Here is a 25,450-nt window from a genome sequence, read left to right as displayed (position 1 = left end):
AACGAGAAGATTCCAGTCCTGAAAAGGGCTATATTGGATGTGACAACTAAAACAAGCAAGGTGAGAAGAGGTACTACTTTAAGTCACCTAAAGCATAGAGAGAAATTTAGGCCTTAAGCTTTGTTAACTAATTAACTGACAGTGTCAGATAACTCCCTTCTAAAACAATGATTGGAAGAATAATGAGTGAAATAACGGGACAGTTAATGAAACAGTTTTTAGTGTATTAATTTTAACCTATTTAATAGTGGTGGTGATAAAGTGAAGGTTGTTTATTGTACTGGAGATATTCCGTTAGAGGCGAAAAATCTTCTTGTTCTTACTCCTGATTATTATGGTACTAATTTTACCTATCTATGGGATGATTATACTTACAAAATAACATTTAAAGCATTTCTTTATATTGATGGTAGTCGGCATAATTTAGGGTTGATAAAGTTACTGTTTGAAAATGAGAATAATAGTCATGAATTTATCAAGAACAGTTTTAAAGAAAGTGAAGGTACCTTTCATTTAAGAGCGATAAATAGGTATAAATTTGTTTCTATTGGAGAAAGTATTGACTATTACTCAAAACTAAAACATTTAAGAATAGGCAAGAAAAGTGTAAAAAAACTTTTAAAAAAATTAAATGATGCAAGTTATCATATCGAAAATCTACCCTTATATAAATCTTGGCCTGGTTTTGAATTGTCCCTTATGAGAGATAATAGTGATTCTTCTATCTTAGATAAAGGGTATGCTATTGCAATTGGTTCATATAAAAAACTAGTTGAATTCGATGTAAGTGCTAATGTAAATAAAAGCAACCCTGTATTATTCCATTTTGATAAGAACGATGATTTAAACGGAAACATAAATGTTATTGTTGGAAAAAATGGCCAGGGAAAAACAGAAACCTTAAAGTCTGTAGCTAGTCAGTATTTGGCACTTGATAATAATGAACTCGAACTGCCATTTTTTCTTAAGCTAGTAGTTGTTTCGTTCTCACCATTTGATAATTTTTTAACTGAGTCTGAAGTTAAGATAATAAAAGACGAACAGCTTAATATTGACTCTGAATATGAAGACGAAGAAAAACAAGAGAGAGAGTTACGAACTGACCTTATTAATAATTACTCATATATCGGGTTAAGGTCTGAAGGTAATAGTTTGAATTTTGATTTAGCGAAGAAAAAGAGCGCTATTTCGCTTATAAATGCAATTAATGATGATAGAGAAAATAGCTGGATAAGAGACTTTGAACGATTAGGATTGATTACAGACACTTTAAAACTAGCAATAGACTTTTCTTATATTGGTATAAAGGCTGATAACAAGGTTTTATATCAAAGAGATTTAGATAAGTTTGCTAATGAAAACAAAAGTGAAGAAGTATTCGAGGGGGTAAATCTTGAAATTGTTTTGCTAGATGAAGACTTTAAAGAGAAAAAACTAAGCTCAGGGCAAATAATATACTCTTTGATGATTCCTAGAATTGTAGGCGAGATAAGTGATGAGTCATTGATTCTAATTGATGAGCCAGAGCTATATTTACATCCTGAGTTAGAGGTTGGATTAGTGTCCATGCTTAAGCTTATTCTTAAAGAAACATCTTCTTTTGCAATTATAGCAACACACTCATCTATTATTGTCAGAGAGATCAAAAAAAATTATGTCAAAGTTTATAGGGAAAGACATAGGTTCATTACTCCACAAATTGAAACTTTCGGAACTTCTCTCGACAAGATAACAGGATATATATTCAACGATTATGAAACACCAAAACCATATGAAGCAATTGTAAAAAATATAATTGAATCAAATGATTATCCATCTATTGATGATGCAATCAATGACCTATCATCAAGAGTGGGTGAAGATGCATTAACTTACCTATATCAATTGAGAAGAGAATATAAGAATAATGATTGATATTACAAAGTTGAGAGAAAAAAATGGTCGAGATAATTGGTTAGACCTAGCGCTAGCTAGCGATATGAAAAATGTGCCAACTTTGGAGAGGTTAGAACCAGTTATAAGGCACAAATATAAAAAGTATGACAAAATAATAAGAATGTATTCGAGCAAGCCAGAGAAGTCTGAGCTTGTAAGATACAAAGGCATACTTAAAAAATTCTATGAACAGAAACCAGCTTTACTGGTTAAACCTATTAATAGTAGAAGAAATAATGATGAACTAGAACAGTGCCCTTTTTGTGGGAGACCGTGTAACCCCAGTATTTTGGACCATTTTTTGCCAAAGAATAAATGGCCAGAGTATTCAATTTATAAGAATAACTTAGTTAATCAATGTGAATCTTGTTCATCTAAAAAATGGGAGCATTATTATTGTGATGAAAAAGACACTGCTAAATTTATTCACCCACTTTATTCAGAGCTTCTAACAAAATTAGAGTTTTATTTCACAATATCTTTCCCTCACCCCATAAACATAAAAAATGCTGTCATTGATCTAGATATCAAAATCCCTGATAACTTTTGCAATAAAGCTAAAGATAGAGTTTTACTGCATTTGGAAAATTTAGATGTAAAGGGGTATGCGTTAAAATTTGCAGATTCTGAGTATATTTCCTGGATAAAGAAAGCTGAACGAAAAAAAGTAGACATCTCCCGTATGCTTCAGGACAATATATCTTTGGATGAAAAAGATATTAACAATAGATGGGATATTTGTTTATATAAGGCAATGTTGAACAATCCTATAATTGTCAATTACTTTACCGCCAATCGTCCTTAATTGTGAAGCACCAAAAAAGTGATAACCTGTTCTCTTGTGATTTGTCATATTTCCTCATGAAGCGATTCAGGCATTTATCATATTTGAAACTCAAATCTGTCTAGGAACATTATAAATTAAATTCTATATAAACAGATTTAAAGGAAATTGGTTGATAGTTAAGCATCTGACTTGATTTACAATAGAATTAGTTGCAATTGACTTTGGTGCTATAAGATAATTACGTGGATTTCAGCAGTCAGCTGGAAATTCTATGGTGACTCTAGGGTCCTTTCGCAATGATAATTCGTGAACTCGGCCAGGATCGGAAGATAGCAACCGCAGCGGATGACTCATGTGCCGGAGTGTGGCTCTAGAGGAACCTCCAACCTCATTTCTTATCTCTAGTATTTTCAAATTTTATTCTGACCGATTACGATAAATAAATCGTGTTTTCTGGTACAATTTGAGCTGTAAAGATTGGGTCGTTTTATGACAGTTATTCCTGAAATAATTTTGTTTTATGACAGCTATTGCTGAAAACTATGCCAATATTAACTGAAAACGGTCCTCTACAGCCCGCATTCACTTGTTCGTTTTATGCCAAGAAATCCTGAAAGCGACAAAAATTAAAGTTTTCAAAGTTGATCTTGGAAAGCGATAAATTACATATATTAAAAATTGAAATAGCGTGATAGATCTATGTATTATTTAAAACGTTTACTGTTTTTTACTGTCTCTTTGTTTTTATCTTCTTGCTCAACAAATAATATTGATTTTCGAAAAGTTGGTAAGCCGATTAAAAATTATAAGTTTACTCAATGTTTACCAAGCAATGTAGATGTACTTCCAATCTTTATCAGTGGATATGAGCCTAAGTTTCCGGTTTCTAGGCGGATAAAACATGAAGGTGGGAAGGTAACAGTAATGTTTGATATTCTTGCTGATGCCAAAATTACAAATGTTGTATCTTCTACTGAAGATTATGAATATTTTGCTACTCATGCTAACTATGCGATGAAAACTTGGAAAGTGAAACCGGCAATGCTAAATGGGAAGCCCATAAAAGTAAGGTGCGGGTTTACATTAAACTATCAAATAAAGTAGCTGGTATCGGCCTCAAACGAGGCCGTTGTTGTTTTTACTCTTGAACTAAAACGTCACACTTGTATAAATGTTCTTGGTTGGTCAGTGCATTTGATAATTTAGGTAGCAGATCTTCCATTCTCTTTTGAAGAGTCCAAGGAGGGTTAATGACAAACATTCCGGATGATGTCATACCACGTCCTGATGAATCTTCAGCGAGTGCAAGTTCAAAACGCTGAATATTCTTAATACCACTTTCTTTTAATGTTTTTTCCATTAAATCAACGTTTTTTCTGTCTACAACGGGGTACCAAATCGCGTAAGTTGCGGTACTGAATTTTTTATAAGCCTTTATGACAGACTCAACGACAAGCTGGTACTCTGTTTTTATCTCATAGGATGGGTCGATTAATACTAATGCTCGCCGACTCGCCGTAGGAACAAGTCCAAGCATCCCTTTTAAACCGTCGCTTTTGGTGATTTTTATTTTACGGTTTCGGTTTATATTCTTCGAAAGATGCTCAAAATCCTGTGGGTGTAATTCAAATAACCAGCCCTTATCTTGTGGACGTAAAAAATATTTTGCGATAGCGGGAGAACCAGGATAAAACTCAAGTTCATCAGTTTGGTTAAATGAGTTAATCGCTTCAAAATAGCTGCGGATTTCAGGGAATTGCTTAGTATCTAATTTCGCAATGCCATTCGTGTACTCTTGCAATTTTTGCATGTTTTCAGAGTGTAAATGATAAAGCCCTGCTCCAGAGTGAGTGTCGATATAATCGAATGCTTTATCTTTTTTTCTTAAATGTTCAAGTATCTCAATTTGAACAATATGCTTGAGTACATCGGCAAAGTTGCCGGCATGGAAAGAGTGTCTGTAACTTAACAAGAGGGGCCTCAGATCGGCTTTTATTTCGATTGTGGCATATGATCTTGATATATAGACGAAGAGTCAATGTATATAAAATAATTTATCAGAGTAAAACTGTCACAGTTTTACTCTGATAAATGAAAGTTACGATAATTTAAAGCGATTGATAATACCTTGAAGTTGAGTAGCTAAAGCACTCAGTTCAACGCTTGCCTGAGATATTTGTTCTGCTCCAGCCGCATTTTCTGTCGCTGCAAATTTAATATTTTGCATGCTTTCATTAATTTCCTCAGTAGCTGAAGACTGTTGGGATACGGCCGTAGCGATTAGCTCTGCATTTTCAGCAATGTTTTGAATTTCTTTCAACGCATCAGAGATTAAAATAGCGCTGTCATTCGCTGAATTAATGGTTTTTTCAGCTAATTGATTTGATTCACTCATTGTTCTTACTGCCGTAGAAGTACCTTGCTGTAAGTGACCAATCATATCTTCGATATGGCTAGTAGACTCTTGAGTTTTATGAGCAAGCTGCCTTACCTCATCAGCAACAACGGCAAACCCACGCCCTTGCTCACCAGCTCTCGCTGCTTCAATAGCGGCGTTGAGTGCAAGCAGGTTTGTTTGTTCAGCAATCCCATGTATCACTTCTAAAACACTGCCAATTTTTTGTGAGTCAGTCGCAACTTGCTTAATAGCATCTGTCGCTGAGCTCACTTCAGTGGCTAACTCAGACATATTGTTAATGGTTTGTTCAATCTGTTTATTGGCATTTTCAGAAGTTGAGTGTGCTTGATTAGACAGCTCTGAAACATTGACAGCATTTTTCGCAACATCATTAACCGTTACACTCATTTCGTTGAGAGAAACCGATATACTCTCAATATTAGCTTGTTGCTCAGTTAAACTGTTCGTTGCTTGGAGGCTAACGGCACTGGTTTCTTCAGAAGTGCTTGCTACTTGCTCAGAAGCTTGTTGTAAATCAAAGACCATATTTCTCAGGTTTTTACTCATTTGTAACATGGACTTAAATACACCTGTCGCACTCGGACTCTCACTTTGTTCTTTAAGTAAACCCTCAGCAATATTCTGAGATAATAATTCCATGTCATTGGGTTCACCGCCAATCGGAGTCATGATTGATTTTGATATTAATAGAGATACCACCAGAATTGAAACCACAGCAATAACTATGATGATCAATAACTCGTACACCATAGTGTAGACTGGGGCATATGCTTCATCTCTATCTATTTCAGATATAAGTGCCCAATGAATCCCAAAGAAATCAATTGGAGCATAAGCCGATAAAACCTCATGCCCATTATAATCAGTGATGATTTGCGAGCCTGTTTTACCTTGAAGCGCTAATTCAACTGACTTTGTTTGTACGCCATTTTCGCTGATACTTCCTGCAAAACTATTGTTAACACTGTGTTTATGGGGGTCAAGAAATGAGTCAGAGCGCATTCTGAAGTCACTACCGACAAGATAGGACTCACCCGTCTCACCCATTCCTTGTCGCTCTTGCATAATTTCATTTAGGTTCCCAGACGAAAACTGAAGTGCAATAACGATTGGTTGCTTATTGATATCTTCTAAATATGTACCAATAAAAGCTTGAGGAGTATTTTGGCTTGGTTCGTAAGGAGCAAAGTCTTCTACAATAAAAGTTTTATATTTAATTACGCTTTTATATAGGGACGCTAAATTAGAATTTTTAAATGGACCTAAATTTAAATTAGTTTTGTAATCAGATTCTTTTGCAACAGAATAAACTACTACTCCATCACTATTAATAATAAATAAGTCGTAATAATTTTTTAATTTAATAAAATCTTCTAAAACCGCACTATGTTTATGGGTAAGTTCATCTAAAGGGAATTTAGAATCTGTATGAATAATATCTTTTAAAATATCCTTGGCAAGGAGCGTATCTGCTTGAGTTCGCTTTAAAAATCTGTTTACCTGTAAAGCTTTCATTGAGCGTACACTTTCAAGTTGATTATATACTTGAGAAGAAATAGATGCTTTCGCTGTATATATTGCAATTATCCCTAAAAGTAATGTTGGTACTAAGCCTATTGCCATAAAAGCAATAAGTAACTTATTTTTAAGTTTCAACTTTAGCTCCCTCTAAAAAGCGCAAACTATTTGTATGTAATTAAGTTAAATAATTACGAGATATATTTTCTATCGAAATAAATACCTAAATGAAAGTATTTAGGCTTTGTCAAAAAGACAAGTGGTAAAGTAATGTAATTACAATGTTATAGGAAGAGAGTTTTAGTTTGTTTGAATAAAAAACATACAATATATCAACCATTTTTAATTTTAATATAAGTGACTGAGTAAATTGCAATCATAACGGTATGGCGTTCTGTTTATTGTGCCTAAAATGGTAAATTTCATCACGGTTTGTATTTAGCTGCCGTAATGAACTCACCAAATGTCTCGCACCATATGATCACGCTGTTAAATTTATCGATATTTACATCTTCAGGAACATTAACAATGAACCCATTGAATGAGTTAATACTCGCAATTTGGGTCATTTGATGTTTGTGTTTTTTAAAGTCAACTTCAGTGTCGATAAACGTTGGAGACAGGTAAATGCGATAATCAGGACCAGGTGCAAGCTTACCTTTAAAGGCGATGTTGCGGTCACTAACTGAAAGCGTACCATCACCCCAATGAAATAAATCACTGTCAGTGAGGTTACGCTTAAACTCAGCAGTATATTTTGCTTCAGACATCTTGGCAGAGATCATGCTGGGGCTAGGGGATTTGGAAGCTGTGAGTATTGGGAGTGTATAAATACCTACGGCAAAACCAATGATTCCAAACAAAAGATGAGACAGTAAAATTAAAAGTTTTTTCTTCATTTCTACAATAACAATAGGGGATACTCTTGCTAACTATAGACCCTGTAGAGTACGTTTTTCTAACAAAAAAATTTTAGCATGATGTTCTCAAGCTATCCTTTGGCGAATAATATTTTTTACTGAGTAGAAACCCAATGTTTTTCTGGAATAATATCTACGATTACCCATTGGCCTTGTTGTTTTATTAATCTTAGGGTTCTATCGTCCATCCACTTTTCTCCGCCTTTTAACCCCAGTAGTTTTACCTTAACTTTTACGTCAGTTGAAAACTTTCTGAAAAAATCGATGTCGACGTCATCAACTTCAAATTGAACATTGGTCATCGGTAAATTGAGCATATGGCGTTGAACTGAGGAGGCGATATGATAGTGTTTAAGTAGCTCTTTTAGCCTTGGATTAACCAGAGTCATGGCTGCTTTTACATCTCGCTTATTATAGATGTTATCCAAAAATTCAATGGACTTTGCTTCTGGCGATTTAGCAGATACAGAAGATGATTGATCACATCCAAAGATAAAAATTGTTAAACACAGAACTATCCATCTCATTGTTTTTGGCTCTTTGTACTTTTTTATAAGGTTATATAACATGCTATCACTTTTAACAACTTGTTCGATTAAGGTTTCAGCTTGTGGATAAAACAAAAATAAAAAGTTATCCACAAAATCTGTGGGCAACTATGTTGATGGTTTTTGATCTAAATTTTAAGCTATTGATATTACGAGATTATCCGTCTTTGGATTGTGGCATTTTTGGTTTGTCAAGTGATAAGGTTTTATTGTGATGGTAATCACATCACTCTAATGCAGATAAACGCTTCAATGAGTAATAGTGAGCGATTTGTATAGATAAATCTTGACTTGTCTTTAGATTCCTTTGCGAGATCTGAAAAGTTTGATGGGTGTACTATTGCCTTTTCTTTTTGTATAACCATGTCTGCGAGCATACTTTTATAATCTTTACTGTATTTATTGTGTCATCAAACGGAATTTTAAGTTGTGATAACCAAGTCTGAAAGCCATCAACATTATATCTAGTCGAACATTGTTTAAACTCTTTAACACCTGATTCACTAAGTAATGACTCTAAACGAGGGTTGTTAGGCCTGTTTGGAAGGCTAGGGTTTAATACGGGGTATTCAAATCTTTCTTTAAATAGTTTCTCTAACTCTTCAATTTCATCATTTGATAATTCTCTTGGTGCATCTATATAGAAATCGTGGCATTTGGTGTCTATTTGATATCAAAATTTTTCGGGGCAGTGGCATCGCTTTATAGTTCAAACCACTTGCAGAAGTAATTGGATGAATTGAGGTTGGCGAAGTTGCCATAATCGAAACTTAAAGGAGTTTCTAGAATTATAATATTTATTACTAATTCATTGACCTAAATGAATAATAATCAACTTAGTGTTTAAACTAAAGTGCCGAGAAAATTCTCGGCACTTTAAAAAAAGCAATTAGATTACTTTTCAACTTTTGACATATCACCAGCTTGAATCAAAGTGAACTCTTCAAGTTTTATATACTTATTGAAGACGTCATTGATATCAGAAACAGATAGACCTTGAATTGCTTGCTCAAAATCTTTGCTCATTTGCATATCACGATCAAGACGAAGGTTAAGTGCAAGTGTGCCAACAAGTTCTTTATCTTGCGAACGGCTCACTTTGTAGCTTTGAAGTAAACCAGACTTTGCTGCATCCAATTCTTCTTGAGTAAAGCCGTCTTTAATCACTTTTTGGATTACTTCTTTAAAGCCTTTTTCTACTTTAGCTAAGTTTTGTGGTGCGCAAATCGCATATGCGCCAAGAGAAGCACGCTCGTTAAAACGACTTAGGTTCATAAATGAACCTGCACCATAACTTAAGCCATCTTTTTGACGAAGGCGAGTAGCTAAACGGCTGTTCAAGAAGCCACCACCAAGAATATAATTAGCAACTGTCATTGCAGGAGCATCTGCACTGCTATAGCCAATTGGTAAAGAAAGAGAGGCAACAAAAGTTGCATTTTCTTTATCTGGTGTATCAAACTTTAAGTTTTCAATAGTAAGTTTCTTATATGGACGATCTACTCGCTTATAAGCGACTTTACTGTCCCAGCCTTTGGTCAGCTTTTCTAATTGTTTAACCGCCGCAGGTTTATCGAAATCACCAATAATGGCGATTTGCATATGGTCTGCACCGTAAAACTCTTTATGGAACTTTTTCACATCCTTCAGGCTTAACTTATCAAGAGCTACGAGTTGCTCTTCGAAAGTTGATGTGTAAGCAGGATGCCCCTTAGGGAAAGGCGATTGATGACGGCTATAAGCATTGAACGCAAGACGCTGAGGATCTTGTAAGTTTTGCTCTACAGCAACCTTTACTTGACCTTTATAGAGGTCAAACTCTTTTTTATCAAAAGCAGGTGTTTTTAAAACTTCCGCAACGAGTTGCAGCACTTTACTTAAGTTTGCTTTCGTGGTTTCTACACTCGCTGTTGCATTTTCACTACCACCACCAATACGAACTGTGGCTTCAAGCTTATCAAACTCATTTTTAAGCTCTTCACGGTTTAAACGCTCAGTACCACGCATTAGCATGCTGCCAGTTGCATCACCTGCCATGTTCATACCCGTTAGGTGCTTTAAGTCACCCATTTGGCTAGATACACGTACAACAACAGATTCACCACGTGTTTTCTTTTCAAGCAAAGCAACTTTAACGCCTGATTTCAGTGTTACAACTTCAGTACGCTTGTCAATATTGTCTTGTGAAGGATCGAATGCTTCACCTTGAGCCACTTGCTTACGGCCTTTATAGCCTTTAAGCATGTCTTTTACATCTTTAACTTGTGGGATTTCAACACGCTCAGGTTTTTCAGCTGGAATAAAGCGACCCGTTGTACGGTTGTTCTGAGTTAAATACTTCTCAGCTACGCGCTGTAAGTCTTCTTTAGTAACGTTTTCCATGCGATCACGATTCAAGAACAGTAAACGCCAGTCGCCTTGACCAATCCATTCACTGATCTCTAATGCCACTTTTTCTGAAGAGTTAAAGGCTAATTTTAAGTTCTTCAAAATCGTTCGTTTAGCAGCGTCAACTTCTTTATCTGTGATCGGTGTGCTTTTGATGCTTTCAAGCGTTGAAATCATGCCGTCTTGAACTTTTGACAGATCAGCTGATTTATCTACTTCGGCCATAAAGATAGCCACACCAGGATCTTGCCATTGGAAGTTAAAGCCGAAGGCTTGAGATGCTTTTTTCGATTCAACAAGCTTTTTGTATAGACGACCATTTGGTGTAGAAGACAGCACTTCACTCAGTACGTTCAAAGCTGCAAAGTCTTCATGTGAGCCTGCAGGAACATGATACATAGTACCAACAAGCTGTACGTCACCGACACGACGCACAGTTACTAAGCGTTCACCATCTTGTGCTGGCTCTTGAGTATATAGTGGAGGTATTACACGCTCAGGCTTAGGAATAACACTAAAATAATCTTCAACTTTATCGATCATGTTGTCAGCGTCAAACTTACCTGCAACGATTAAGGTTGCATTATCAGGCTGGTAGTACTTTTTGTAGAAGGCCTTTAGATTTTCAATTTTGACGTTTTCTAAATCTGAACGAGCACCAATGGTTGATTTACCATAGTTATGCCACATATAAGCTGCAGCCATCATGTTTTGTAAAGTAATACGGAAAGGGCTGTTTTCGCCACGTTCGAACTCGTTACGTACTACCGTCATTTCACTATCAAGATCTTTTTTGGCAATGAAAGAATTAACCATACGGTCAGCTTCCATATCTAATGCCCAGTTAATATTCTCTTCAGTCGCTGCGAAAGTTTCATAGTAGTTTGTGCGATCAGTCCAAGTGGTACCGTTTGGTCGAGCACCGTGGCTGCTTAATTCCGCTGGAATGTCTTTATGCTTTGGAGTGCCTTTAAAAACAAGGTGCTCAAGTAAATGAGCCATACCTGTTTCACCGTAATTCTCGTGCTTTGAACCAACATAATAAGTCACGTTTACGGTTACAGTTTCTTTGGTTTGATCAGGAAAAAGGAGAACTTGTAAGCCATTGTCTAACTGATATTCTTGAATGCCTTCAACTTCTGTCACTTTCGTAGCCGCTAAAGCATTGAATGAAAGTGCACCTAGAGCCAATAAGCTGGCTAATAGTGTTTTTTTGGTACGTAACGCCGTTGTCATGATAATTCCTTTTATGATTGTTTATACATGATTTATCACGCCGCTAACTTATCACATTAATTTAACAAGATTCATTTTTAAATGTTTCTAAAAATGTAATACCAAAGTTAACGTTTGAAATGTGCACTTTTTTTAGTTAATAATGAGATGCTTACAATAAAAGTTATGGATAACAATGATAAAAATTAAGTCGCTACAAAAGCATTACAATATGGGTGAGCAACAAGTATCCGCACTCGCAGGCGTAGATGTAGAAATTAATAAAAACGAGTTTGTAGCCATTATGGGACCATCAGGTTCTGGCAAATCAACACTCATGAATATTATTGGTTGTTTAGATAAACCTAGTAGTGGCGAATACTTCCTCAGCGGAAACAATGTCAAAGACTTGGATGATGATGAATTGTCGTCGTTTCGAAATCAGTCTGTTGGTTTTGTTTTTCAAAGTTTTCACCTCCTTCCCAGACTATCAGCCTTAGACAATGTACTCCTTCCTTTGAGGTTTTCATCACAGCAACGTATTGATACGGATTATGGTTTACAGCTTTTAGACAGAGTTGGTCTAAAAAGCCGATCTCACCATAGGCCAAATCAATTATCAGGTGGACAAAGACAGAGAATAGCCATTGCTCGAGCATTAATAAACAAACCAAGCATTCTTCTTGCTGATGAACCCACAGGAGCTTTGGACTCAAAGACTTCTGTTGAAATTATGGAGTTGTTTACTGAGCTGCATGAATCAGGGCAAACCATTGTTTTAGTGACGCATGAAGATGAAGTAGCGGCTTATGCTCAGCGCGTTATTCGAATGCGAGATGGTCTAGTGCAATCAGTAGAGTTGAGGAGGGAGAATGTTGCGTAGTTATATTTTACCGCTAATGGGTTGCTTACTATCGGGAGCTGTTAATGCAAGTGAGACACAGCCAAAACTATTATTAACAGGGCAGCTAATATCTTCAAAGTCGCAGAAGTTCTCTGTCCCTCAAGCTGGGAACTCCTGGAGATACCAAATTCAATGGATGATTGATGAAGGTAAGGTCGCCAAAGTAGGAGATAACGTTGTTATCTTTGATAAAACTCAGATAGATAGCCAAGTCGAGCAATTAAAAGCGAATTTATTAAGGTTTAAAGCTCAAGAACAAAGCCAGACGGTGCAGTTAAAAAAAAGCATACTTCAAGTTCAATTTGATCTTAAAGAAAAACAGCTCAATCTTGAGAAGGCACAATTAGATGCCTCAATTCCCGCAGATTATATTTCAGCAAAGGATTATGCAGATAATCAGTTCAATTTGATGAAAGCTAAAAATGACTTAACGCAAGCTGAAGAGAAGTTAGAGTCAGAATTAGCTAAGCAAACATCAACATTAAAGCAGTTGCGTATTGACAATGAAAAGGCGCAGCTAGAATTGGATAACACTTTATCTTCACTAGAAAAGTTGACAATAGCCGCCGAAATTGAAGGCCCTGTAAGTTATGGGCGAAACATGTGGCAAGATAAAAAAATAGCGGTCGGTGATACTTTGCAGGTAGGCCGCAATGTAGCCAATATTTATGCTCTAAACAACTTAAAAGTAACGGCTTGGATTAATGAAGTTGATGTAGATAAGTTACAGGTTGAGCAAGATGTTCTGGTTTACCTTGATACGGATCTATCTCAACAGCTTGAAGCTAGAGTCACAAATATTAGCTCACAAGCCAATACAAAAAACGCATGGGGAAACAGCCGTTGGTTTGAGGTTTCTGTAGAGTTTGCCAATCAACCAAACGTTGAACTTAGCCCAGGAATGAGTGTTCTCGTGTCAGCTTTGCCAAAACAGATGGAGTTGTAATCGATGCAAAAATATCTACTAACAAGCTTACTTGCATGTTTGGCCTTACAAGGTTGTAGCTCTGAAAAGGTGGTAACAGTTGAAACTGGACTATTACCACAGAAAATTAGTTTAACAGGAGAGCTTGTGTCGGCGAATACCGTACAAGTATCACCTCCTGTTGTTAATCGGGTTTGGCAATATCAAGTGAAAACCTTAGCAACTGAGGGAAGCTTTGTAAAAGAAGGACAAACGATTGCAACATTAGATACATCAGAGTTGATGCAACGACTTCAGAACAAGTCTTCTGAGTTAGCCACAATTAAGCAAGACATTAAAACGACTCGCATTCGAATGTTTGAAGAGATTGAGCAATTAAAACTGAATATTGCTGAAGCCAAAATGAATTATGACAAAGCGAAACGAAAATTTGATTTGTCTGATGAAACAGTGGCTGAAATAGAAAAAAAGAAATATGAAAATGACGCCTTGATCTCAAAGCGGAAAGTGAAGTTGACGCAGCAATTACTTGAGTTAGAAAAGCAAAGTTTAAAGCAACGTTTATTGATGCTAGAAAGTGATCAGCAAAAAATGGCGGCTGAAGTTAAAGAGCTACAACAAGGTATTGTGAGTTTTAATATCAAAGCGCCAAAAGAAGGCATGCTTGTTTACGAAAAAGATTTTAATGGTGAGAAAGTAAAAGAAGGTCATACCTTATATGCGGGGATGGGCTTGGTAAGTATTCCAGATTTGACGGATATGCAAATCAAAATGTCAATTCTTGAGGTAGAAGCGCATCGAGTGCAAATTGGGCAAGTCGTTAGCATTCGATTAGATGCAAACCCTGAAAAAGAGTTCAAAGGAAAAATCACACAATTAGGAAAAGTTTTTCGAAGTAAAAGTTGGAATGTTCCTTTGATCGTATTTGATGCAATTGCTGATATTGAAGACGCAGAGCAGCAAATTATGAAGCCGGGAATGACGGCTAAAATATCGATAGATGTATCATCTACGGAAACGCAATTACTTTTACCTAAAGCAGCTATTTATTACGAAAATGGATTACCTAGCGTAGACAAAGAGTCATTTTTATCCTCATCTCATGTGTTTGTAGAAATCGAACAAATGGGTGAAAGCATGGTTTCAATTTCCAAAGGGCTTGAAGCCGGCGATAAGGTGGTGTTGAGATGAGAGTGATTTCAGTAACAGTCTTATGCGCACTATTTTTAAGCGCATGTTCAACCCCAGAATCGCAAGATACGTTAACCGTTGAAGTTAAGAAATCAGATTTTGGTATTCACATTCCTGCAGAGGGGAGTTTAGAGTCAACCGAATCAACGTTAATTACTGCACCTCACAGCCTTCGAGGCAGGCAATCATTGGTATGGCTTCTGCCAAATTTTTCGAGTGTTAAGAAAGGGGATGTAATTGCACGCTTGGATGCGAAAAGAACGTCCTTTATGTTAAAGAAGGATAAGTTGGATAATCAGCGTTCGGAATTTGATGGCACCATGAGAGCCAGTTCAGATGAAGTGGCAAGAAAAAAGCTTATACAAGACAAGTCTGTAACTGCAACAGAAAAAAAATTAGCGGATAAATTTTTTAGTGACGATGAACGTGTTTATACCAAAATCGAGATCATTGACCAAATGCGAAATCAAGATTATCTCGATGCCAAAATAGATTACCTAGATTGGAATGCGGGTCAACACAACCAAAAGGCTAACGCTGAACAAGCTTTGATTAAACTCAAGCAGAAAGGCATTCAAACCAAGATTGATAGACACGAGACTAACTTAGCTAACCTTGATATTACAGCTGCTCATGATGGGCTTTTTGTTTACAAAAAGAATTGGTACGACGAATATCCGGCTGTAGGAGACGCTATTTTTTCAGGACAAACCATCGGTGAGTTGCCTAACACATCGAGCATGCAAGCGTCACTATACGCACTAGAGTCCGAGTCATCTGGCTTAAAGGTCGGATTAAAAGCAATCGTTTATCTAGATGCTTACCCAAACAAACCTTTCGAGGGGAAAGTAATTCAAGTTGATTCATTAGCACAACCAAAAGAAAAAGGGAGTCCTGTTAATTATTTCAATTTCACAGTTCAGCTCAATGAAACTGTTCAGGAGTTAATGAAACAGGGACGACAAGTGAATGCAAAAATTGAAGTACTTGAAAGTCAGAGAATGTTAGCCGTACCAAGTCAATCTGTATTTCAACATGAAGATGAATATTGGGTCTTCGTCAAAGATGGTAACGAATTTGAAAAAAGAAAAGTCACTTTAGGATCCCGTAACCTTAATCGAACTGAAATTACATCAGGTTTGAATGAATCAGAAGTGATTGCGTTAACTCAGCCTGTCGGAGAGCAACTATGATTGATTGGAACAATTATATTAAAGGCGTACAGCACGCATTAGTTGAGATGCAACATCACAAACTAAGAACATTTTTAACATTACTCGGTATGGTTTTTGGTGTTGGTGCTGTCATAGCTATGTTAAGTGTGGGTGAGGGTGCTGAAAAAGAAGCTCTGAAAATGATTGAGTCAATGGGTGTAAATAACATTGTCGTTAATGCTAGAGAGTTCGATAATGAAACCCTAAAAACGGTACGAGAACACAGTTTAGGGTTGACCTTATCTGATGTTCATAGTGTGAAAGAAACATTGCCTTTTATTGGTAACTGGACAGCTGAAAAGAAAGTAAAGGTTTTTGGTTTGTTTAGCTTTTCAGGACAAAGCGATGCTACAGTTTCTGCTGTCACTGAAAACTTTTTTGAATTAAGTTCGTTATCTTTAATTTCGGGAAAGGGTTTTACATCAGCAGACAATAAAGAATACAAGCAAGTTGCTATTTTAGGGCCTGAAACGGCAAGAAGTCTATTCCCAAGTGGTAATGCACTAAATCAACCAATTAAAATCAATCATCAATGGTATACAGTGATAGGTATTCTCTCTGATAAACATGAAATCAAATCAAAGATCCAAGGTGTGAAAATGGGGGGGGAACGTAATACCATTTTTATTCCTTTAGGTACCGCATTGAAAAAAATGCAATTTGATAAGCTTGAAGATAAGCTAGATTCAGTAAAGTTTGAGTTGATTGATGGTGTGAATCCAAATCGAGCTGCGCAAGCATTAAAGCATTTACTCGATAGAAGACATAATGGTGAGCAAGATTTTGATATTGTCGTCCCCGCGGCATTATTGGCTCAACACCAAAAAACTCAACAAATCTTCAATATTGTAATGGCTTGTGTTGCAGGCATCTCTTTATTGGTCGGTGGAATTGGCATTATGAATATTATGCTTGCCACTATTTTGGAGCGAACCGTTGAAATTGGTTTACTCAGAGCATTAGGCGCTAAAAAATCTGATATAGCAACACAGTTTTTGATTGAAAGCTCAGTAATTTCGGCAACGGGTGGAATTATTGGGATGATACTAGGGTTTTTAATCGCAATTGTGATTTCAAGTGTCGCTGATTGGCCTGTGGCTTGGTCGCTTTTATCAATCGTGATCTCGTTCGGAATGTGTATGTTTATTGGTGTAGGGTTTGGGTATTATCCAGCTAAGAGAGCGGCGGAGTTGGATCCGATAGTGGCACTTCAAAGGGATTAACTTTTCTTAAGCAATAAAAAAGGCCTCAATTGAGGCCTTTTTTATGAAACAAGAAGCTATCTTTTTTCCAGCATAACAAAATCACGGTGCGCTGAACCAGTGTATAACTGACGTGGGCGACCAATCTTATGTCCTGGAGTATCTAGCATTTCTTTCCAATGAGAAATCCAACCTACTGTACGTGCTAATGCAAACATTACAGTGAACATACTTGTTGGAATTCCAATCGCTTTCATGATGATACCTGAATAGAAGTCTACGTTCGGGTATAATTTCTTAGACACGAAGTATTCATCTTCTAGGGCGATACGCTCAAGTTCCATTGCTACGTCTAGTAAAGGATCTTGAATGTTAAGCTCTTTAAGAACTTCATGACAAGTTTCACGCATAACTTTAGCGCGAGGGTCAAAGTTCTTATAAACTCGGTGGCCAAAGCCCATTAGGCGGAATGGATCACTCTTGTCTTTTGCTTTCGCAATGAACTCAGGAATACGGTCAACGCTACCAATTTCTTCAAGCATGTTTAGGCAAGCTTCGTTAGCACCGCCATGAGCTGGACCCCATAGAGAAGCAATACCAGCAGCAATACATGCAAACGGGTTAGCACCAGAAGAACCTGCTAAACGAACAGTAGAAGTAGAAGCATTTTGTTCATGATCTGCATGAAGAATGAAAATGCGATCCATTGCACGCTCAACAACTGGATTCACATGGTATTCTTCACATGGAACAGAAAACATCATGTGTAAAAAGTTGCCTGCATAGCTTAGGTCATTTCGTGGGTAAACGAATGGTTGACCAGCAGAATACTTGTAGCACATTGCTGCAAGTGTTGGCATCTTAGAAACTAAACGGTAAGCCGCTATTTCACGATGTCTTTCATCGTTCACATCAAGCGAATCTTGATAAAATGCAGCTAATGCACCTGTAACACCACAAAGCATTGCCATTGGGTGAGCATCGCGACGGAAACCTTTGAAGAACGTAGATAATTGTTCGTTAACCATGGTATGTTGAGTCACGGTTTGTACGAAGTTATCGTGTTGTTCTTTGTTAGGTAAATCGCCATTTAGCAATAAATAGCATACGTCTAAGTAGCTAGATTGAGTTGCTAATTGATCGATTGGGTAACCTCTGTGTAAAAGGATACCTTGAGCACCATCAATATAGGTAATTGCTGATTCGCAGGACGCAGTTGCTAGAAAACCAGGGTCAAAAGTAAAATACCCTTGTGAACCTAGTTTACTAATATCTAACACGTCGAAGCCTTCGGTGCCTTGTTTAATAGGCAGCTCGAACGAGTCTTTTCCTGGTAAGTTTAAAGTGGCTTTTAGATCAGCCATACCCAGTTCTCCTTACTTCATTCTTGTGTGAGAGTGGCATGAGAAAGTGCCATACTTTACCGTTATTTTAGTCTAACTTCCAATTTAAATAACCGTTTTAATGTGAATAAATAATTATAAATCTATTAAGAAATATAGTACTGCTAAATAAAATTGGTTTGATTGACATCAAAATATACAAAAAAACAAAATATCCGTTATGTGATGTTTGTATTTGACTTTTGCGGCGAGTATACTTTGCAGCGGCTCTTGGGGACGTTCCCAATTAGTCATTTCGATTTGTTACAGCTAAAAAAGCAAAGTCAGGATATGAAGGTTGAAATTTAGTTAGCTAAATGAAACTTGAATAGCACAGAAATTGCCACTTTTGACCGTAATCCGAAGGACTGTGTATATTTTGAGTTTCTTCTGTGCTGCCGAAATGCTTATGTAGAGTAACTACATGTTGCATTCACAGCTTGGATAAGCCCCAAAAAATACAGCTGCAAATCGAAATCGTTAATTGAGAGTGTCCCCATCAAGCTGAAAGTTGTTATATATCGTGAGTGATTTCAACCCCTGTAATTAATAGCTTCAGATAGAGCAAAATTAAATGAGCTTTTTGCCAGAGCATATATAGTAGTCTATAACTGTAAAGTGCTTTAACAAAAAGTCGTTAACATAATAATATGCTCAATGGAGCTGAGTGAGCAGAACGTGAAAAAGCAAAGACCTGTCCATTTAGATCTACAAAAAATCCGCTTTCCTGCTACAGCGATTGCGTCAATTCTTCACCGTGTATCCGGTGTGATTATGCTATTTGCAGTCGGCATCCTGCTGTGGATGTTGAATACTTCTTTGGCGTCAGCTGAGAGTTTCGCAGACATGCAAGCATTATTCGCTAACCCGTTCGTTAAATTCGTTATATGGGGAATTTTAACTGCACTGGGTTATCACCTAATTGTTGGAGTCCGTCATTTGATTATGGACTCTGGCCGTTGGGAAGAACTGCAATCTGGCATGGCTACAGCAAAAATTAGTTTTGTTTTAGCTATCGCTGTTTCTGTATTAGTGGGGATTTGGGTATGGTAACCAATGCAGCAAGTTTTGGACGCAGTGGCGTACATGACTTCATTATGATTCGTGCGAGTGCTATTGTTTTAGCATTGTACACACTGTTTTTAGTTGGCTTTATTGCCTGTAATGGTCCACTAACCTATGAAGTTTGGTCTGGACTATTTAGCACTTTAGCAATGAAAGTATTCACTATGGTTGCTTTAATTGCATTACTTATCCACGCATGGATTGGTATCTGGCAAGTATTAACTGACTATATTAAGTGCACAACATTGCGTGGTGTATTGCAGTTTGTGACAGTCATAACCGCTTTTACTTATCTAGCGGTAGGCTTATTTACAGTGTGGGGTGTTTAAGTGAGTATTCCAGTTCGCGAATTTGATGCCGTAGTAATCGGTGCCGGTGGTGCTGGTATGCGCGCCGCCTTACAGATTTCAAAAGAAGGTAAAAGCTGTGCGCTTTTATCAAAAGTTTTCCCAACTCGTTCTCATACGGTTTCAGCACAGGGTGGTATCACTGTTGCATTAGGAAATGCCCATGAAGATCATTGGGAACAACATATGTACGATACCGTTAAAGGTTCTGATTTTATCGGAGACCAAGATGCGATTGAGTACATGTGTCAAACTGGCCCTGAAGCGGTAATTGAGCTTGAACATATGGGTTTGCCATTTTCTCGTTTTGAAAACGGCACAATCTATCAAAGACCTTTTGGTGGACAGTCTAAGAATTTTGGTGGTGAACAAGCTGCTCGTACAGCTGCAGCGGCTGACCGTACAGGTCACGCATTACTTCATTGCCTATACCAACAAAATGTTAAGAATAAGACCGAAGTCTTTTCTGAATGGTATGCTCTTGATCTTGTTAAAAATGAAGACGGTGCCATTGTTGGTTGTACAGCTTTAGATATTGAAACGGGCGAAATCGTTTATTTCAAGGCTAAAGCAACCGTATTAGCAACAGGTGGTGCAGGTCGTATCTTCGCATCAACCACAAATGCTCACATTAACACTGGTGATGGTGTTGGTATGGCTATCCGTGCTGGCGTTCAAATGCAAGACATGGAAATGTGGCAATTTCACCCAACAGGTATTGCTGGTGCAGGTGTACTCGTAACTGAAGGTTGTCGTGGTGAAGGTGGTTATCTTTTAAATAAAGATGGCGAGCGCTTTATGGAACGTTATGCTCCGAATGCAAAAGATTTAGCATCTCGTGACGTTGTTGCACGCTCTATGATGACAGAAATTCGTGAAGGCCGTGGTGTAGATAGCCCTTACGGACCTCACCTTTACTTGAAGCTCGATCATTTAGGTAAAGAAACACTTGAAGCTCGTCTTCCTGGTGTTTGTGAACTTTCTCGTACGTTCGCACATATTGATCCAGCAGATGGCCCAATTCCAGTAATTCCAACTTGTCACTATATGATGGGTGGATTACCAACTAAAGTTTCTGGCCAAGTAATCCATCAAAATGAAGATGGTACAGAACAAGATATCCCAGGTTTATTCGCCGTAGGTGAAATTGCTTGTGTTTCTGTTCATGGTGCAAACCGTTTAGGCGGTAACTCACTACTTGATTTGGTTGTATTTGGTCGTGCAGCTGGACATCATTTAGGTAAAGCGTTAGATGAAACTGCTGACCCTAAAGACGCAACTCAAGCTGATATTGATGCAAGTTTAGCGAGACTTAACCGTTGGGAAAACAATAAAGACGGTGAAGACCCAGTACAAATTAAGAAAGACCTACAACAATGTATGCAACTTAACTTCTCTGTATTCCGTACAGGTGAAGCTATGGCAGAAGGTCTTGAGCAACTTCAAGCAATTCGTAAACGTCTTGAAAACGCTAAACTGTCTGACAACTCAAGCGAATTTAACACTCAAAGAATTGAGTGCTTAGAGCTTGATAACTTGATGGCTACAGCAATTGCAACGGCTTATGCGGCTAACTTCCGTACTGAAAGTCGTGGTGCTCACAGCCGTGAAGATTTCTTAGAGCGTGATGATGAAAACTGGTTATGTCACAGTATTTTCAATCCTGAAACTGAATCGATGAATAAGCGTGATGTCAATATGGCGCCAGTACATCGTGAAGCGTTTCCGCCTAAGAAACGTACCTACTAGGAGCTGTAAAGATGAAGTTGGAATTTTCAGTTTATCGTTATAACCCTGATGTAGATGCAAAGCCTTACATGAAGGGTTACACGTTAGAAGTAAAAGAAGGCACTGACATGATGGTGTTGGATGCGTTAATTCTTCTAAAAGAGCAAGACTCTACTCTAGCGTTTCGTCGTTCATGCCGTGAAGGTGTTTGTGGTTCAGATGGCTTGAACATGAACGGCAAGAATGGTTTAGCGTGTATTACTCCAGTTTCTACTTTTAAAGGTAAGAAATTGGAAATACGCCCATTACCTGGTATGCCAGTTGTTCGTGACTTGATTGTAGACTTGACTCAATTCTACATACAGTACGAGAAAATTAAGCCTTTCTTAATCAATGATGAAAAGCAACCTGCACGAGAGCATTTACAATCAATTGAAGATCGTGAGCATTTAGATGGTCTATATGAATGTATTATGTGTGCATGTTGTTCTACGGCATGTCCTTCGTTCTGGTGGAACCCTGATAAGTTCATTGGACCAAGTGGTTTGTTGCATGCTTATCGATTCTTGATTGATAGCCGTGATACAGCAACTGAAGAACGCTTATCAGATCTAGATGATGCATACAGTGTATTCCGTTGCCACGGTATCATGAACTGTGTTGATGTTTGTCCGAAAGGTTTGAATCCAACAAAAGCCATTGGTCATATTAAGTCAATGCTGTTGAAGCGAGCAGTTTAAATGGATAAACCGCCATTATTATTGATGAAAGAATTAATAATAAAACAGGTCTAATATAAAGAGTCACTTCTTAATAAGGAGTGACTCTTTTTGCGTGTAAGAGAATGTTCTCTTGAAAAAAGCGAGTTAAACACAAAGTCGGTTTTTTGTTTTTAACTCGCTATGTAAGTATAAAAAGTTTGAAAGGAATGGAAATGCACCAAGGCCTCATGCAAGCCTGGCTGGATTCATCTCATTTATATGGCGCAAACGCTACCTATATCGAAGAGATGTACGAAGCCTATCAAGAAGATCCTCAGTCAGTTTCCGATGATTGGAAAGCTGTTTTCGATAACCTTCCTTCTGTAAACGGCACCGATGCAAACGGTCAGGAAGTTGCACACTCTAAAGTGCGCGATTACTTCCGCAGTTTAGCGTTATCAAGCCGTGGAGGAACTTCCGCACAAGCCTCTGATCCTGAACTTGATGCGAAACAAGTTAAAGTTCTTCAATTAATTAACGCATATCGATTCCGTGGTCATCAGAACTCCAATTTAGATCCATTGGGGCTTTGGGTTCGCGATGCTGTAAAAGAGTTAGACCCAGCATTTCATGGTTTAACTGCCGAAGATATGTCTCGTGATTTCAATACTGGTTCGTTTGCTCATGGTGGTGACACTATGCAGCTGTCGTCACTGGTCAATGCACTAAAATCTACCTATTGTGGTTCGATTGGTGCTGAGTACATGCACATCACTGATACTGATGAGAAGCGATGGATTCAGCAACGATTAGAGCCGACTTTAAGTAAAGCTAATTACGATAAAGCAGTTAAGACCCGAATTCTTGAAGGGTTAAATGCTGCTGAAGGTATGGAAAAGTACCTTGGTGCAAAATTCCCTGGTGCAAAACGCTTTTCGTTGGAAGGTGGTGATGCCCTAGTTCCAATGCTACGTGAAATCATTTACCGTGCCGGAGAAGTATCGACCAAAGAAGTTGTGATCGGTATGGCTCACCGTGGTCGTTTGAATGTGTTGATTAACGTACTTGGTAAACAACCATCTGAATTATTCGATGAGTTTGCTGGTAAGCATGATCACATTGCTGGCTCGGGTGACGTTAAGTATCATCAAGGTTTCTCGTCTGATTTTGAAACGCCTGCTGGAAATGTACATTTAGCACTTGCGTTTAATCCTTCACACCTTGAAATCGTTAACCCAGTGGTCATTGGTTCAGTGCGTGCACGCCAAGATCGCCGCGGTTGTAAAGACGGTTCTCAAGTAATGCCAATCACCATTCATGGTGATTCAGCAATTACAGGTCAGGGTATTGTGCAAGAGACGTTTAACATGTCTCAAACTCGTGGCTTTAAAGTTGGCGGTAGCATTCGTATTGTTGTGAATAACCAAGTTGGTTTTACAACGTCAAATCAGGACGATGTACGTTCAACTGAATATTGTACTGACATTGCTAAGATGGTTCAGGCACCAATATTCCATGTGAATGCAGATGACCCTGAAGCGGTAGCATTTGTATCGCAACTTGCTGTTGATTATCGAAATGAGTTTAAACGTGATGTTGTTATCGATTTAGTTTGTTATCGACGTCACGGTCACAATGAAGCTGATGAGCCTAGTGCAACACAGCCATTGATGTACGCTAAAATCAAAAAGCATCCAACGCCGCGTAAGCTGTATTCTGAAAAGCTAGTTTCAGAAGGTACCTTGGCTTCAGAAGACACGGTGTCTATGGTCAACGCTTATCGTGATGCATTAGATGCAGGCGATTGCGTTGTAAAAGAATGGCGTCCAATGACGCTCCACAATGTTGACTGGACTCCGTACCTTAACCGTGAGTGGGATGAAGATTTTGATGATTCTGTTGATTTAGAGGCGCTAAAAGCATTAGCGGCTAAAACAGCAGAAATTCCAGAGAGCCACACTGTTCAGTCACGTGTTGCTAAAATCTACAAAGATCGTGTTGCGATGTCGGTTGGTGAAAAACCAATGGATTGGGGCTTTGCTGAGAACCTAGCGTACGCAACGATTCTTGCTGATAACAAGCGCATCCGCATTACTGGACAAGATTCTGGCCGTGGCACATTCTTCCATCGCCACGCTGTGTTGCATAACCAAAAAGATGCGACGACTTATATGCCTCTTCGAAATCTTTCTGAAGAGCAAGGTCCGATTGATATCACTGATTCAGTATTATCTGAAGCTTCAGTGCTTGCATTCGAATATGGCTACGCAACAGCAGAACCGAGCGGCTTGACCATTTGGGAAGCACAATTTGGTGATTTCGCTAACTGTGCTCAAGTGGTGATTGACCAGTTCCTATCATCTGGTGAACAGAAGTGGGGACGCTTATGTGGCCTAACTATGCTGTTACCACATGGCTATGAAGGCCAAGGCCCAGAACACTCAAGCGCGCGTTTAGAGCGTTTCTTACAATTGTGCGCAAACCACAATATGCAAGTATGTGTACCTTCGACTCCGGCTCAGGTTTATCACATGATTCGCCGTCAAGTGGTTCGCCCGATGCGTCGACCATTGGTGGTGATGTCTCCTAAGTCATTGCTTCGTCATCCTCTCGCTGTTTCCTCGTTTGATGAACTATCACACGGAACCTTCCAAAATGTGATTGGTGAAACGGATGAATTGGATGCAAACAAAGTAGACCGAGTCGTTATGTGTAGTGGCAAGGTTTATTACGATTTGCTTGATAAGCGACGTAAAAATGAAATCGGTAATGTAGCTATCGTTCGTATCGAACAACTTTACCCGTTCCCACATGCGGAAATGGGCAAAGCATTAGCTGATTATCAGCACGTTAAAGATTTTGTTTGGTGCCAAGAAGAGCCTCAAAACCAAGGGGCTTGGTATTGCAGCCAACATCACTTTACAGCCGCACTTCCAACAGGCGCTAAATTGACCTACGCAGGTCGTGAAGCTTCTGCTGCTCCTGCATGCGGTTATGCTGGCTTACATATGCATCAACAAGAAGCATTAGTTAATGATGCATTAAATATTAGTAAATAGGT

At 38.2% G+C, this 25,450-nt stretch carries 19 protein-coding genes and 1 other RNA gene; 14 read left to right on the top strand and 6 right to left on the bottom strand.

Annotation, left to right across the window (positions count from 1 at the left end; genetic code table 11):
• Window positions 1-261 precede the first annotated feature (261 nt).
• The 4 genes from AC1EU2_RS13865 to AC1EU2_RS13850 all read left to right on the top strand — a co-directional run bounded on the left by AC1EU2_RS13865 (window position 262) and on the right by AC1EU2_RS13850 (window position 3,826).
• Entirely contained in the window at window positions 262-1,914 is a 1,653-nt protein-coding gene (locus AC1EU2_RS13865) for an AAA family ATPase (protein WP_480298866.1), read from the top strand.
• Window positions 1,907-2,740: a hypothetical protein gene (locus AC1EU2_RS13860; RefSeq protein WP_480298865.1), complete on the top strand. Its 834-nt coding sequence runs from the start codon at window positions 1,907-1,909 to the stop codon at window positions 2,738-2,740. The genes AC1EU2_RS13865 and AC1EU2_RS13860 overlap by 8 nt, the downstream gene beginning before the upstream one ends.
• 262 nt (window positions 2,741-3,002) lie before the next feature.
• An RNA gene (ffs, locus tag AC1EU2_RS13855) (signal recognition particle sRNA small type) lies at window positions 3,003-3,099 on the top strand.
• A 322-nt stretch (window positions 3,100-3,421) separates the two neighbouring features.
• The gene (locus tag AC1EU2_RS13850) at window positions 3,422-3,826 is read left to right on the top strand and encodes an energy transducer TonB (RefSeq protein ID WP_480298864.1); all 405 of its coding nucleotides are present in this window, start codon (window positions 3,422-3,424) and stop codon (window positions 3,824-3,826) included.
• A gap of 34 nt (window positions 3,827-3,860) precedes the next feature.
• Here the strand turns inward: AC1EU2_RS13850 and AC1EU2_RS13845 are convergent, their stop codons facing one another.
• The 5 genes from AC1EU2_RS13845 to AC1EU2_RS13825 all read right to left on the bottom strand — a co-directional run bounded on the left by AC1EU2_RS13845 (window position 3,861) and on the right by AC1EU2_RS13825 (window position 11,751).
• Window positions 3,861-4,694: a 23S rRNA (adenine(2030)-N(6))-methyltransferase RlmJ gene (locus AC1EU2_RS13845; protein ID WP_480298863.1), complete on the bottom strand. Its 834-nt coding sequence runs from the start codon at window positions 4,692-4,694 to the stop codon at window positions 3,861-3,863.
• Window positions 4,695-4,820: 126 nt separating this feature from the next.
• Complete coding sequence (locus tag AC1EU2_RS13840) at window positions 4,821-6,797, bottom strand: methyl-accepting chemotaxis protein (RefSeq protein WP_480298862.1); 1,977 nt, start codon at window positions 6,795-6,797, stop codon at window positions 4,821-4,823.
• Window positions 6,798-7,084: 287 nt separating this feature from the next.
• Window positions 7,085-7,558, bottom strand: coding sequence for a DM13 domain-containing protein (locus tag AC1EU2_RS13835; RefSeq protein WP_480298861.1), 474 nt, complete (start codon window positions 7,556-7,558; stop codon window positions 7,085-7,087).
• A 116-nt stretch (window positions 7,559-7,674) separates the two neighbouring features.
• Window positions 7,675-8,106, bottom strand: coding sequence for a hypothetical protein (locus AC1EU2_RS13830; RefSeq protein WP_480298860.1), 432 nt, complete (start codon window positions 8,104-8,106; stop codon window positions 7,675-7,677).
• A gap of 915 nt (window positions 8,107-9,021) precedes the next feature.
• Window positions 9,022-11,751 (bottom strand): M16 family metallopeptidase, encoded by a 2,730-nt coding sequence (locus AC1EU2_RS13825; RefSeq protein WP_480298859.1) that lies wholly within the window; start codon window positions 11,749-11,751, stop codon window positions 9,022-9,024.
• Between the two features lie 175 nt (window positions 11,752-11,926).
• On the opposite strand from AC1EU2_RS13825, the gene AC1EU2_RS13820 reads away from it, so the two are divergent.
• The 5 genes from AC1EU2_RS13820 to AC1EU2_RS13800 are packed head-to-tail and all read left to right on the top strand — an operon-like array spanning window position 11,927 to window position 17,187.
• A complete protein-coding gene (locus tag AC1EU2_RS13820; RefSeq protein WP_480298858.1) occupies window positions 11,927-12,613 on the top strand; it encodes an ABC transporter ATP-binding protein in 687 nt (228 codons plus the stop codon).
• Window positions 12,603-13,580 carry an HlyD family secretion protein gene (locus AC1EU2_RS13815; protein ID WP_480298857.1) on the top strand — a complete coding sequence of 326 codons (978 nt, stop codon included), beginning with the start codon at window positions 12,603-12,605 and terminating at the stop codon, window positions 13,578-13,580. Before AC1EU2_RS13820 ends, AC1EU2_RS13815 begins: the two co-directional genes overlap by 11 nt.
• Window positions 13,581-13,583: 3 nt before the next feature.
• Entirely contained in the window at window positions 13,584-14,750 is a 1,167-nt protein-coding gene (locus AC1EU2_RS13810) for an efflux RND transporter periplasmic adaptor subunit (protein WP_480298856.1), read from the top strand.
• A complete protein-coding gene (locus AC1EU2_RS13805; protein WP_480298855.1) occupies window positions 14,747-15,943 on the top strand; it encodes an efflux RND transporter periplasmic adaptor subunit in 1,197 nt (398 codons plus the stop codon). The genes AC1EU2_RS13810 and AC1EU2_RS13805 overlap by 4 nt, the downstream gene beginning before the upstream one ends.
• Window positions 15,940-17,187, top strand: coding sequence for an ABC transporter permease (locus AC1EU2_RS13800; protein WP_480298854.1), 1,248 nt, complete (start codon window positions 15,940-15,942; stop codon window positions 17,185-17,187). Before AC1EU2_RS13805 ends, AC1EU2_RS13800 begins: the two co-directional genes overlap by 4 nt.
• Before the next feature lie 56 nt (window positions 17,188-17,243).
• On the opposite strand, the gene AC1EU2_RS13795 is transcribed toward AC1EU2_RS13800, so the two are convergent.
• A complete protein-coding gene (locus AC1EU2_RS13795) occupies window positions 17,244-18,530 on the bottom strand; it encodes a citrate synthase (RefSeq protein WP_480298853.1) in 1,287 nt (428 codons plus the stop codon).
• A gap of 675 nt (window positions 18,531-19,205) precedes the next feature.
• Here AC1EU2_RS13795 and sdhC point away from each other — a divergent pair.
• The 5 genes from sdhC (at window position 19,206) to sucA (ending at window position 25,448) form a co-directional block, all read left to right on the top strand.
• Window positions 19,206-19,601, top strand: coding sequence for a succinate dehydrogenase, cytochrome b556 subunit (gene sdhC, locus AC1EU2_RS13790; protein WP_480298852.1), 396 nt, complete (start codon window positions 19,206-19,208; stop codon window positions 19,599-19,601).
• The gene (gene sdhD / locus AC1EU2_RS13785) at window positions 19,595-19,942 is read left to right on the top strand and encodes a succinate dehydrogenase, hydrophobic membrane anchor protein (RefSeq protein ID WP_480298851.1); all 348 of its coding nucleotides are present in this window, start codon (window positions 19,595-19,597) and stop codon (window positions 19,940-19,942) included. The genes sdhC and sdhD overlap by 7 nt, the downstream gene beginning before the upstream one ends.
• Window positions 19,943-21,709, top strand: coding sequence for a succinate dehydrogenase flavoprotein subunit (gene sdhA, locus AC1EU2_RS13780; protein WP_480298850.1), 1,767 nt, complete (start codon window positions 19,943-19,945; stop codon window positions 21,707-21,709).
• Between the two features lie 11 nt (window positions 21,710-21,720).
• Entirely contained in the window at window positions 21,721-22,428 is a 708-nt protein-coding gene (locus AC1EU2_RS13775; protein WP_480298849.1) for a succinate dehydrogenase iron-sulfur subunit, read from the top strand.
• 194 nt (window positions 22,429-22,622) lie between these two features.
• Window positions 22,623-25,448 (top strand): 2-oxoglutarate dehydrogenase E1 component, encoded by a 2,826-nt coding sequence (gene sucA / locus AC1EU2_RS13770; protein ID WP_480298848.1) that lies wholly within the window; start codon window positions 22,623-22,625, stop codon window positions 25,446-25,448.
• Window positions 25,449-25,450 lie beyond the last annotated feature (2 nt).

It is taken from the genome of Parashewanella sp. 2304DJ23-3, assembly GCF_056591695.1.
The sequence above is the reverse complement of the archived record's forward strand: the minus strand, read 5'-3'. Positions and strand labels throughout refer to the sequence as shown.

Bases quoted from the DNA above. Each gene is read 5' to 3' on its own strand.
- AC1EU2_RS13860 (WP_480298865.1), top strand. From the start codon at position 1,907: ATGATTGATATTACAAAGTTGAGAGAAAAAAATGGTCGAGATAATTGG.
- AC1EU2_RS13850 (WP_480298864.1), top strand. From the start codon at position 3,422: ATGTATTATTTAAAACGTTTACTGTTTTTTACTGTCTCTTTGTTTTTA.
- AC1EU2_RS13835 (WP_480298861.1), bottom strand. From the start codon at position 7,558: ATGAAGAAAAAACTTTTAATTTTACTGTCTCATCTTTTGTTTGGAATC.
- AC1EU2_RS13830 (WP_480298860.1), bottom strand. From the start codon at position 8,106: ATGAGATGGATAGTTCTGTGTTTAACAATTTTTATCTTTGGATGTGAT.
- AC1EU2_RS13825 (WP_480298859.1), bottom strand. From the start codon at position 11,751: ATGACAACGGCGTTACGTACCAAAAAAACACTATTAGCCAGCTTATTG.
- AC1EU2_RS13820 (WP_480298858.1), top strand. From the start codon at position 11,927: ATGATAAAAATTAAGTCGCTACAAAAGCATTACAATATGGGTGAGCAA.
- AC1EU2_RS13815 (WP_480298857.1), top strand. From the start codon at position 12,603: ATGTTGCGTAGTTATATTTTACCGCTAATGGGTTGCTTACTATCGGGA.
- AC1EU2_RS13810 (WP_480298856.1), top strand. From the start codon at position 13,584: ATGCAAAAATATCTACTAACAAGCTTACTTGCATGTTTGGCCTTACAA.
- AC1EU2_RS13805 (WP_480298855.1), top strand. From the start codon at position 14,747: ATGAGAGTGATTTCAGTAACAGTCTTATGCGCACTATTTTTAAGCGCA.
- AC1EU2_RS13800 (WP_480298854.1), top strand. From the start codon at position 15,940: ATGATTGATTGGAACAATTATATTAAAGGCGTACAGCACGCATTAGTT.
- AC1EU2_RS13795 (WP_480298853.1), bottom strand. From the start codon at position 18,530: ATGGCTGATCTAAAAGCCACTTTAAACTTACCAGGAAAAGACTCGTTC.
- sdhC (WP_480298852.1), top strand. From the start codon at position 19,206: ATGGAGCTGAGTGAGCAGAACGTGAAAAAGCAAAGACCTGTCCATTTA.
- sdhD (WP_480298851.1), top strand. From the start codon at position 19,595: ATGGTAACCAATGCAGCAAGTTTTGGACGCAGTGGCGTACATGACTTC.
- AC1EU2_RS13775 (WP_480298849.1), top strand. From the start codon at position 21,721: ATGAAGTTGGAATTTTCAGTTTATCGTTATAACCCTGATGTAGATGCA.
- sucA (WP_480298848.1), top strand. From the start codon at position 22,623: ATGCACCAAGGCCTCATGCAAGCCTGGCTGGATTCATCTCATTTATAT.